Origin of the sequence: Bradyrhizobium valentinum, assembly GCF_001440405.1 — a bacterium.
In the GTDB taxonomy this organism is placed as follows: domain Bacteria; phylum Pseudomonadota; class Alphaproteobacteria; order Rhizobiales; family Xanthobacteraceae; genus Bradyrhizobium; species Bradyrhizobium valentinum.
This window is the reverse complement of sequence record NZ_LLXX01000108.1, coordinates 1-9,590: the sequence shown is the minus strand read 5'-3', so window position 1 is coordinate 9,590 and position 9,590 is coordinate 1. Positions and strand designations below refer to the sequence as shown.

Genomic DNA, 9,590 nt, shown 5'->3' with positions numbered 1-9,590 from the left:
GGGGCGGCCGGCCGCGGCGGAGGCGCCAGCGCCGACACTCTGGGGCGCAGGTTCTGCTCGGGCGGCCTGGCGTCGGCCGCTCGGGCCTCCGAAGCTTTGGCAAATTCACGTGCCATTTGCGCCTGGCTTGCCTTGAGCTGCGCGATGGTGGTTTTCAGCTCCTCGACCTGCTGGCTCATCGCGGCGAGGTCCTGCGCCATCGATTGCAACTGGGCCGTATCAGCAGGGGCGGCCGCAGCAGTGGCTGCCGGTTCGGGTTGAGTCGGTGCTGCCGTTGCCGGCGCCGCCGCTGGTTGCACGGTGGCCTGATCTGTTGCGGCGGCTTCAGTGGCCGGCGCAGTCGGTTGCTCGGCGACGTCGGGTCGGGCTGCCGAGGGCAGTGCAGCCAGCACGAAGGGCGGCGCCCATTCGGCGGCCATCGCCTTGGCCTCATCGCCATAATGCTGCCAGGCCGCGGCAGCCATGGCGCCGCAAAGGGCCAGCAGCGCCATGAAGACGCGCTTCACCCATTTGTCCATCGACCGTTCGTCCAGAACCTTGAGACCATCGACCTTGATCTCGGCCGGCCTGACATTCTCGATCGGGATATCGCGGTTGACCTTGATATCGCGCACGTCGGCGGCGCGAAACGTCGGTTCGACCTGGGGAATCGGCGCGGCGACCGAAATCTGCGGCGCGACGTGAACCTGCGGCGCCGCTGGAGGAGCCGCCGGATCGTGCGCCAGCGGTGGCGCCTTCTCGGCATGCGGCGCCTTTTCGGCATGTGCGGCGAGCAGCGTCTCGATCGCAAAAACGTCGTGCGGATCGGTGTCTTTCAGCGTTGGCGTGGATTGCATTGGCGGTCCCTTGCTCAGTCCAATGGCACCCGCATGGGGCGGCGAGCATGCTTTGCTGCGTCAAAAACCCTCTGCCCAAGTCGCCACACGGCCAGCGAGGTTTGACCAAAGCAAGGCGATCTCGTGGAGAGGTTGGGGCCGCGGGTTCCGTGGGCTGGAACCGGTGGGAACGATTACAGGCCTTAGACGGCCACGCCTGCGATGTCGACGCGATGCCTGGCGTGCCACTTCGGGCCGGGGCCGCGCATATAGTGACGCTCCGGACGATAGGGGTCTCGGGCGCGTTCGATCAGGCGGTGGCACCGCACCATGATCGCATCGAGGCGGCGGAGCAACGGCATGAAGGGTGGGCGCGCGGGCAGCATGGCAAGCTCTTAGTGCGGCTTGCCGAGGACGAAGGCGAACGGCAGCACAAAGATCTCGTCGTCGAAATCGTCGCTCACATGCACGACCCAATCGCGCCAATCTTCCGCATCGCGTCCCATGATCAGCGATCGGACGATGCAGGCGGCGCGGTCGCGCGCCTCGGCGAGATCGCTCACCGCTTCGCCGGACCGGTCGATCCGGACTTCCCGGGAGTTGGAGCAGTGGAAATAGACCTGGGTCATGTTGGCCTCCTGCGCTTAAACGAAGCTACTCTTATTGGTACGAAGCTAGCGCCAGAAGGTTCTGCCCATCCGTGATGCACCTCACAGCCGGTCATTAAGATTTTATTAATGCTGTAGTGGTCAAACTTTAGGCACGGAATCGCAGCGGAACCGGACCTCCCGAGCCGGCAGTTGCAAGAGAAGGCCGGCGGCGTAATGCCCGTCGGCCTTTTCTCTTGCCGAAATCGTGAAAATCACGGCGCTGTGAATCGGCTTCTGGAACAAGCATCTCGGCTCGTCCGTTCGCTCTTCATCTTCAGATGGAGACTGCGCAATGACGAAACTGACACTGCTTGGCGCGGCCGCGATCCTTGCGACGGCCTCGCTCGCAACACCTGCGATATCGCAGGAGGCAACCCAAGAGCCCGGCATGGTCGGGTTTTCCCACCCGAACTCCGACTATCTGCTCGGCGGATACGGCGTGCGTACCCCGAGTCGCTATGATTATAGCTACTACCGTGGCTATTATGGGCCTCGCGTCTATTACGGGCCTGGCCCCGTCGGGCTTGCGGCCGGCGTAGCGGTCGGAACGGCGGCCATTGCAGGCGCGCCGTACGTTGATTCCTACGCCTATTATGACGGGCCCGGTTATTGGTAGAGCCGGACGCGCAACTGCAACAAAGCGGCCGCAAGGCCGCTTTTTTGTTGGCCTGGTTCATCGCGCGGCGGCCTTCGGGTTCATTGGCGGGCGGGCGTTGGCCTTGCATGGGAAGGGCCCGCATGGTTCGACTGCATGAGCCAATGTCTTAAGGTTGAGGTCTCATGAGCAACCGCATTCTCGTCTTTTACGGCTCCTACCGTTCCGACCGCATGGGCATCCGCCTCGCGCAATTCGTCGTCGAGGGATTTCGTGCACGCGGTGACGATGTCGAACTGATTGATGCCAAGGCGATCGGCCTGCCGATGCTGGACCGGATGTACAAGGAATATCCGAAAGGCGGCGCTCCGGACGCGTTGGAGAAGCTCGCCGGCCAAATTCGCGGCGCCGATGGTTTTGTATTCGTGACAGGCGAATACAATTGGGGCATGCAGCCCGGACTGAAAAACCTCACCGACCATTTTCTCGAAGAATGGTTCTGGCGGCCTGCGGCGATCGCGAGCTATTCGGCCGGCCGTTTCTCCGGTGCGCGCGCCGCGCTCGCATGGCACGGCACGCTTTCGGAAATGGGCATGGTGGTGATCTCGAGCTCGATCGCGGTCGGGCCGATCGCGCAGACGCTCACCGAAGACGGCAAGCCGACGGGCGAGGGCGGCAAGGCGCTGGCGCACGCGTTTCCGCGCTTTGCCGATGATCTCGTGTGGTGGATGGAGGCGGCAGGGGCGCAGCGGGAGCGAAAGAAGCCGCCATATTGAAGGCGATCTTCCGGCAACAAGGCGGCCAATTGGCCGCCTTGTTTTGATTACCGTCACGCTTTGACCCGAGCGCCGTGATGGCGGAAGCGCAGCCCACTTTTCGCCACGGGTGGGCCGCAGATTGCGCTTCGCCTCGAACGTCGCTGACGCGAGCTGCGGCTGGCAGGCAGCCCATCCCTCCACGCACGGGTAAGAATTTGATGTCGCCAAAGAAGACGGGCTGCGCTCTGCTTGTTATTGCGGTCATGGCCGCGTTAAGCGGCGCAGCGATCGGCGCCCAGAATCTCGATCAGGGCAAACCGGCGCCAAAACTATTTGCCGAAGGTTGCGCGTCCTGCCATCGCAGCCCGCGCGGGCTCTCCAAGGGCCGCTTCCACCTCACGCTCTATCTGTTCCTGCAAAAGCACTATTCCAGCGGTTCGAGCTCGGCCTGGGCGCTGACGTCGTACCTGGAATCCATCGACAGCGGAAAGCGCGTCGCGGCGAAGCCTGCGCCGGCAGCCGCGTCGCGGTCGTCCTTGCGTCCGCCGGCATCGGTGCCGGCGCGATAGGCGGCTCACGATTCGCCATCGCTTGCTCACGGCAGCGCTGCGAAATCTCCTTAAGGCCGTCATCTTTTAGACTTCTGCCAGCCTACCATCAGCGGTTGTTAAGCGTGGCGGGGAGTAATGACCATGGTGGTGGCGGAGCTTCGGATCAAGATAGAGAAATACGAGAGCAGGGCGTCGCGCTGCGAGGCGCAGGCGCGCGAGGCAACCGACAAGGCCCAGCAGAGCTTCTACGAGGTGTTGGCCGGCTACTACACGAGCCTCGCCACTGACTTCCGGAAGATCATGGAAAAGCGAACGGTCGCGTAAGGCGGCGGCCGGCTCGATCGAATAAGGCGCGCCCGCCTTTTATCGTTGGGCGACGATCGGACCCGCGGCCAACGGATCGCGCGAACGTGCGCCCGATGACGAGTGCAATTGCGCTCGCCGCTACTCCATTCACGCGCCGCCGATCGCGCGGGTGATCGTGCCGCCTCCGCCGCAGTTGGGGCAGGGGGAACCGTTGATGCGGCCGCTGCCGTGACATTCGGGGCAGATGTCGTCGCCGGTGCCGGGCGTTCCGCGCGCCGCTTCATCGCCCGGATTGAGCATTGAATTGGCCGCCTGCATCTGGGGCTGCGGCTTTGCGCGCGATTTTGCGCTTTGCGAGTTTGGCGCCTTGTTCCGCATGGTGCATGCCTCCGTGGGTGTACGCCGACAACGCCGCTGTCGCGAGGAGGTTGCGACCCGTTGCATGCCGCGACGCAACCTTCGCCGCCGCCAAACGTTGGTAAACCATGTCAACAGCCAGTACCCTGCATCCCATGACGGGCTTCAACCCGTCCGAGCCCGCAATCCTGCACGACCGTGTGGCCGACCAGATCGTCACCTGGACCGGCGAGCAAGCCGACGATTTCCGCCGCGCCTGCCGCGCGCGCGACGACGGGAGCGTGGCGTGGCGGGAGTATGTGTTCGATGGCTGGGGAAACGTGCTGGGCGGGTGAACTGTACGCGGCGCAATAGACCAGAGCGAGTAGAAGACCAGAGCGAGTAGAGCGTTCGCGGATGAATGGCGGATTACGCCGGAGCTTGTCGTCACTGTACGAGCGCAATTGCGCTCGTCATGGGTCGCGCGTATGCGCGGACCCGTTGGGCCAATCTCGCCTACGGCTAATGGCTCTCGCCGGGATAAATTGTCGCGGCCGGAATGTGAACTGCTTCACGCCCGAGATTAAAAGCGCCGACTATTATACTCGTGGTTGAGTGCTAAGTGCCAATCCTGGTTTGCATTGATCGGGGAGAGGGCCATGCGTGCGATCATTATTTTCAGAATATTGCTAACGATCCTGTCGGCAACGTCTGTTGTCACATCGGCGTCTGCTTGCCCTGCAGGCTACCGCGTGTGCGGCGGCGCCTGCTGCCCCGGCCGATGAGTTTTTGGACGAACGCCTGAGAGGAGGCGGTCATGCGCATCAGGTACATGCTTGCGTTAGCGGCATTGGTCGTGGGAGCTCCGTTAGCTGCGCATTCCTTCCAGAAGCCTGGCGGTGATCAACTGGGGGACACACTGCGGGAATATGGATTCATACCGAAGAATCCGCCGACCACTTTGATGACCGTCGGGTCACTCTACTACGTCGATTCCGGAGCGAAGCACTTCTTTCCGATATGCATCGCCGACAAAGACGATATTGGAGAGTCCCTGCGCTCGTCTCCCAGCGTGGAGCTACAGCAAAGTCTCGAACGCAAGGGACAGCTCGCCACAGGTATCAGCATCGATATCGGATGGCTGCTCAAGGGCAGCGCTAACAACAACTATGTCGTGAAGGTGAACTATTCGCTCACGGACGTCCGGGTGGAAGAGATTGCGCTCGGGGCCAACTGGCAGATTTTCGGCAAGCTGATGGAGCAACCTCACTGCAGCCAAATGGCAATGCGATATCTCCATGCCGGCGGCTACGTGTGTCAGGTGACCAGCATCTTGTCGGCTACCGCAGAGTTCAAGTTGGACCGCGACACGCAAAGCAAGCTGGAAACCAGTTCGAATGCAACGGTCAACGACGTCAAAGACATCATGAAACGCGCCGTCGAGTCGCAGGGTAATCAGGACGTGGTTGATAAGGAAGGTCGACTGCTCGCGGGCAAGGCGCTGCAGTACGGCGCGGCGCTAACGCCTCTCTGCCTTGCACCAACGAATTCGCGGTTTTCGCGCGTTGTCCCAAGCACGGCGCTTGGGCGCTTCTGGAACTACGTGCTGTTCAATATCCTTGAGCCGATACTTCCGGCCAAAGGCGACCAGGCGGGGCACGCCGGCGCCTGAATAACGGACGTCGCGTGTCGTCGAACTAGCCAACAGGTCGCGCGAATACCGCCGGATGACGGGCGTTAGATGGCCCCCGGATGCCGCTTATCCGGGCACCCGCTAAGTAATTGGGCTCTCACCGTTAATTGAGTGCGGGGAACTGCATTGTTGCAATGCAATATCGTGATATCGCAATGCAGCAAAAGGGGTATAGATTGCAGGTTCGAATCCTACCCCCGGAGATTCGAATCCTACCCCGGAGAATTGAAGTGAAGAAGACTTACCTTTCCATCGCCGTCGCCGCCCTCTCGATGCGGGTGCCACTGCCGGCGTGGCGGCGGAGTTGCCGACCTATGAAGCGAAGGGCTTGCCGATTTCGTCGGTGCAGGCTCGCGTGCTGGGAACCGCTGACGTCAGGGAGCAATCGCCGGCCGCGACCTCCACGGCCACTGCGCATCAGCTTAGCGTCCTGACGCAGCGGGCGACACGGACGGCCGAGACCGTCGCGCCAACGCCGACCACCGGTCGCGCCATTCGCTGACCGGCATTACCATCGCCGTTTGAGCAAAAAGCCCGGGCTTTCGTCGCGGGTTTTTTGTCTTGATGGACTAGCGCCGCCCGGAGAACTCCTTGCCTCGCTCCGCCAGCTTCACCATCACCTGCAGGGCATGATTGGTCGGCGTGGCGATGCCGAGCTCAGCGCCCTTGCGCACCACATAGCCGTTGAGAAAGTCGATCTCGCTGGGCTTGCCGCGCGCAAGATCCTGTGCGGTGGACGACATCTGGTTCGGCATCATGGCGGGGATTTTCAGGATCTGCTCGATGATATCGTCGGAAATCGATACGCCAGAGGCGCGGGAGACCGCTACGGCTTCTTGCACCGCACTTGTGACCACGTCCCTTGTGCCTTCGACTTCCAGCATCGGTCCGTAGGAAATGCCGGCCACGGCAGAGAGCGCGTTAAAGGCGCAGTTGATGATCAGCTTGCTCCATAGCGTCCTGTCGATGTCTTCGGCGATCGTGGTGCGGATGCCGGCGGCCTGAAGCGCTTCTGCCAGCGCTTCGCTCGCGGCAGAGGGGCCGATGGCGAGGTCGCCGCCGCCGTGATGCCTGACGTGGCCGGGCCCGGCCATCTCGCTGCCGACATAGACCACCACCGGAATGACGGCATGGCCGATGACCGCGTTAAGGCGCGGCGCATTGTCGACGCCGTTCTGCAGACTGAGAACGGATGTTTCCGGCCGCAGGCGTCCGGCGAGCGACCGGCCGGCCTGCTCGGTATCGGCCGACTTCACGCAAACCAGCACCAGGTCGGGCGGGGCGAGGGCATGTGTGTCGGTCGCGGCCCTGGCGGGCAGGCGGCCGTTGAAAGTATTGGTGTCCAGCAGCAGGCCATGGGCGTTGATGGCGTCGACATGTGGCTGGCGACCGATGAATGTCACGTCATGGCCGGCCCTGAGCAGCAGTCCGCCATAGTAGCATCCGACCGCTCCGGCACCGACGACTGCGACTTGCATGCTCTTCTCCCGTTCGGCTGAAGCGGTTCGAGTAGCTGATCCTGGCGGATGCCGCAATTCCGTGGCGCTTAGCGGGTGTTCGCGCTGCCCTCTTTAAGGTAGCATTGTCGCATGAGCGAAACCGAGACCTTGTTTGCGGCCCTGCGTCAGTCGTCCGACGAAGCCGTTGTCGACATGCTCGAGCGTATGGTGCGGGATGCCCCGGATCATGCCTTGAACAAGATGAACGCGCTTGATCTCGCAGGCACGGCAGGCATTGACGAAGATCGGGTCATCGCAACCCTCCTGAATGCGGTGGGGCTCGGCATGTTCGAGATGACATGGAACGTGATGTGCCCGAGCTGCGCCGGTGTTCTCTCTGCCAACAAAAGCCTGAAGACCGTGAATCGCGCGCAGTACCATTGCGCTTTCTGCGCCGCGGGCTATGAGACGACGCTCGACAATCTGGTCGAGGTGACCTTCACGGTAAGCCCGCGCGTGCGAAAAATCGCGGCGCATAATCCCGACGAACTGTCCGCGGCCGAATATTATCGCCAGATCTTCTGGAGTTCGGCGATCGATCTTCCGGACGATCTGGAGAAGCTGCTGGACGACGTCACGCTCGAAATTGTCGACCTGCCGGCGGGCGAAAGGGCCATCCTTTCCTTGCAGGTGCCGCAGGGCACGTTGGTCGTGTTCGATCCCGTGACGCATGCGGTCCAGTTCCTTGACGTCAGCGGCCAAGAGACCAGCGAGCGCCAGAACCTGTCGGTGATCTTCAACAGGGTCCAAGTCCCCGTCGACAACGTTACCTTGCGTCCCGGGCCGCTGCGCCTGGCTTTGGACAACCGCACCGACGGTCGCGTATTGCCGGCGGTATGGGTCGCGAACCCGGCGCTGGACGACCTCCTGAAGCGACGCAAGTCCGTTCTCACGGCAACGCGTCTCCTCACCAATCAGACTTTTCGCGATATCTACCGGACCGACACGCTCGCCATCGGCCAGCGGCTGAAGATCCTGAGCCTGACTTTCCTGTTCAGCGATCTCAAGGACTCTACGGAACTCTATGAGCGCGTCGGTGATCTCACGGCCTTCGATCTCGTCAACGAGCATTTCAGGCTGCTGCAGGAGATTATCGCGTCCGAAAGGGGCGCGATCGTGAAAACCATTGGCGATGCCGTAATGGCGACCTTCGAGACGCCCGACCGCGCCATTGCCGCTGCGATCCGCATGCGCGAGGCGATGAGCGATCTCGGCGCCGAGCGTCAGCATCAGAGCCTGCGCTTGAAGATGGGCATCCATGAAGGCTCATGCCTCGCGGTCACCCTCAATGGCCAGCAGGACTATTTTGGCCAGACGGTCAATATCGCGTCGCGGGTCCAGGGTCTTGCTGCCTCACGCTCGATCGTGGTGACGGAATCGGTGGTGGAAGACGCACATGCCCGGGCGCTGCTCGAGACCAACGGGCTAAAGCCAACACCGAGACGCGTGGCGTTGAGCGGCATCGCGGACAAGGTGTCGGTCTACGAGATTTCCTGACGTAGCTGGCTGTTGGCCCGGATAAGCCAAGGGGTCGCGCGAATGCGGGCGCCGTGGCTCATTCAGGCTAATTCTGTGTCGCAATCACCACACTCGAACGGAATCGCGCTGTGGAGCCGTGCCTGATCGCGTCCGGCCACGCTTCCGCCCGGATTCGGTCCCGCCATTGTCGCGTGTTGGTTTTCGGCTTGGGCTGGGGCGCGAGCGGGGGATTGCAACATGTCTTCCATTGGCTGCACCAGTATTTCGTGCGTCGACGTCAGACTAGGCCGTACTCAACTTGAACCGCCGTCAATCCCGGCCGAGCGTGCCGGGAAACTCATACGGCTGCTGGCTGTCGCGCTCGGAGCGGCATCGCTTGCGGCCTGCACGCAGTCCACGGTCGTCACCCATAAATCCGAACTTCGCGCTGTCAGGCAGGCGTCGCTGGACCAGGATCGAACGACATCGTCCATGATGAAGAAGCGCGTGGCCGCCGTGAGAAAGCACACCGCGTCGCGCAGGGATGCAGGCCGCGTCAAGACGGCTTCGCATGGGGTTGCCAGCTTCTACACCGAGGGAACGAAAACCGCGAGCGGCGAAAAGTTCAACACGATGGAAATGACCGCCGCCCATCCGACATTGCCGTTCGGCACCAAGTTGCGCGTGACAAACGTCGCAAGCGGCCAGTCGGTGACGGTACGGGTTAATGACCGCGGTCCCTACGTTCGGGGGCGCGTTGTCGACGTCTCCTATTCCGCGGCCGACGCGCTGGGAATGGTGGGGAAGGGTGTTGCCAAGGTCAAACTCGACGTCGTGCAGTAGCGGGTGAGGTGGGCAGGGTTGCAGGGCTAATCGTACTGAGTCAGACGGTCGCAGTCATTGAGGCTGAGAATCAAGTAATTGAGGAG

General features: G+C 62.3%; 14 protein-coding genes. 9 read left to right on the top strand and 5 right to left on the bottom strand.

Annotation, left to right across the window (positions count from 1 at the left end):
• The 3 genes from CP49_RS16620 to CP49_RS16610 form a co-directional block, all read right to left on the bottom strand.
• Nucleotides 1-836: hypothetical protein (locus tag CP49_RS16620; protein WP_057851293.1), on the bottom strand; the 836-nt coding region annotated here is incomplete at its 3' end.
• Between the two features lie 182 nt (nt 837-1,018).
• Entirely contained in the window at nt 1,019-1,177 is a 159-nt protein-coding gene (locus CP49_RS16615) for a hypothetical protein (RefSeq protein WP_245310723.1), read from the bottom strand.
• Between the two features lie 33 nt (nt 1,178-1,210).
• Nucleotides 1,211-1,444 carry a DUF6894 family protein gene (locus tag CP49_RS16610; protein ID WP_057851291.1) on the bottom strand — a complete coding sequence of 78 codons (234 nt, stop codon included), beginning with the start codon at nt 1,442-1,444 and terminating at the stop codon, nt 1,211-1,213.
• 313 nt (nt 1,445-1,757) lie between these two features.
• Between CP49_RS16610 and CP49_RS16605 the strand changes: the two genes are divergently transcribed.
• The 4 genes from CP49_RS16605 (at nt 1,758) to CP49_RS16590 (ending at nt 3,693) form a co-directional block, all read left to right on the top strand.
• A complete protein-coding gene (locus tag CP49_RS16605; protein ID WP_057851290.1) occupies nt 1,758-2,081 on the top strand; it encodes a hypothetical protein in 324 nt (107 codons plus the stop codon).
• A gap of 164 nt (nt 2,082-2,245) precedes the next feature.
• Nucleotides 2,246-2,836 carry an NADPH-dependent FMN reductase gene (locus CP49_RS16600; protein WP_057851289.1) on the top strand — a complete coding sequence of 197 codons (591 nt, stop codon included), beginning with the start codon at nt 2,246-2,248 and terminating at the stop codon, nt 2,834-2,836.
• Between the two features lie 200 nt (nt 2,837-3,036).
• A complete protein-coding gene (locus CP49_RS16595; protein ID WP_245310722.1) occupies nt 3,037-3,387 on the top strand; it encodes a hypothetical protein in 351 nt (116 codons plus the stop codon).
• A 117-nt stretch (nt 3,388-3,504) separates the two neighbouring features.
• Nucleotides 3,505-3,693 carry a hypothetical protein gene (locus CP49_RS16590; RefSeq protein ID WP_057851288.1) on the top strand — a complete coding sequence of 63 codons (189 nt, stop codon included), beginning with the start codon at nt 3,505-3,507 and terminating at the stop codon, nt 3,691-3,693.
• 129 nt (nt 3,694-3,822) lie between these two features.
• Here the strand turns inward: CP49_RS16590 and CP49_RS16585 are convergent, their stop codons facing one another.
• Nucleotides 3,823-4,053, bottom strand: a complete 231-nt coding sequence (locus tag CP49_RS16585) for a hypothetical protein (protein ID WP_057851287.1) — start codon at nt 4,051-4,053, stop codon at nt 3,823-3,825.
• 107 nt (nt 4,054-4,160) lie between these two features.
• On the opposite strand from CP49_RS16585, the gene CP49_RS16580 reads away from it, so the two are divergent.
• The 3 genes from CP49_RS16580 to CP49_RS16570 all read left to right on the top strand — a co-directional run bounded on the left by CP49_RS16580 (nt 4,161) and on the right by CP49_RS16570 (nt 6,206).
• Nucleotides 4,161-4,367 carry a hypothetical protein gene (locus CP49_RS16580; protein WP_057851286.1) on the top strand — a complete coding sequence of 69 codons (207 nt, stop codon included), beginning with the start codon at nt 4,161-4,163 and terminating at the stop codon, nt 4,365-4,367.
• Nucleotides 4,368-4,828: 461 nt separating this feature from the next.
• Nucleotides 4,829-5,683, top strand: a complete 855-nt coding sequence (locus tag CP49_RS16575) for a hypothetical protein (protein WP_156438479.1) — start codon at nt 4,829-4,831, stop codon at nt 5,681-5,683.
• A 325-nt stretch (nt 5,684-6,008) separates the two neighbouring features.
• The gene (locus tag CP49_RS16570) at nt 6,009-6,206 is read left to right on the top strand and encodes a hypothetical protein (RefSeq protein ID WP_197423134.1); all 198 of its coding nucleotides are present in this window, start codon (nt 6,009-6,011) and stop codon (nt 6,204-6,206) included.
• Nucleotides 6,207-6,273: 67 nt separating this feature from the next.
• Here the strand turns inward: CP49_RS16570 and CP49_RS16565 are convergent, their stop codons facing one another.
• Nucleotides 6,274-7,182, bottom strand: a complete 909-nt coding sequence (locus CP49_RS16565; protein WP_057851284.1) for a ketopantoate reductase family protein — start codon at nt 7,180-7,182, stop codon at nt 6,274-6,276.
• 111 nt (nt 7,183-7,293) lie between these two features.
• Between CP49_RS16565 and CP49_RS16560 the strand changes: the two genes are divergently transcribed.
• Both CP49_RS16560 and CP49_RS16555 read left to right on the top strand, forming a co-directional pair.
• Nucleotides 7,294-8,700 carry an adenylate/guanylate cyclase domain-containing protein gene (locus tag CP49_RS16560; protein ID WP_057851283.1) on the top strand — a complete coding sequence of 469 codons (1,407 nt, stop codon included), beginning with the start codon at nt 7,294-7,296 and terminating at the stop codon, nt 8,698-8,700.
• A gap of 219 nt (nt 8,701-8,919) precedes the next feature.
• Nucleotides 8,920-9,504, top strand: coding sequence for a septal ring lytic transglycosylase RlpA family protein (locus CP49_RS16555; RefSeq protein WP_082646057.1), 585 nt, complete (start codon nt 8,920-8,922; stop codon nt 9,502-9,504).
• The last annotated feature ends 86 nt before the right edge of the window (nt 9,505-9,590 follow it).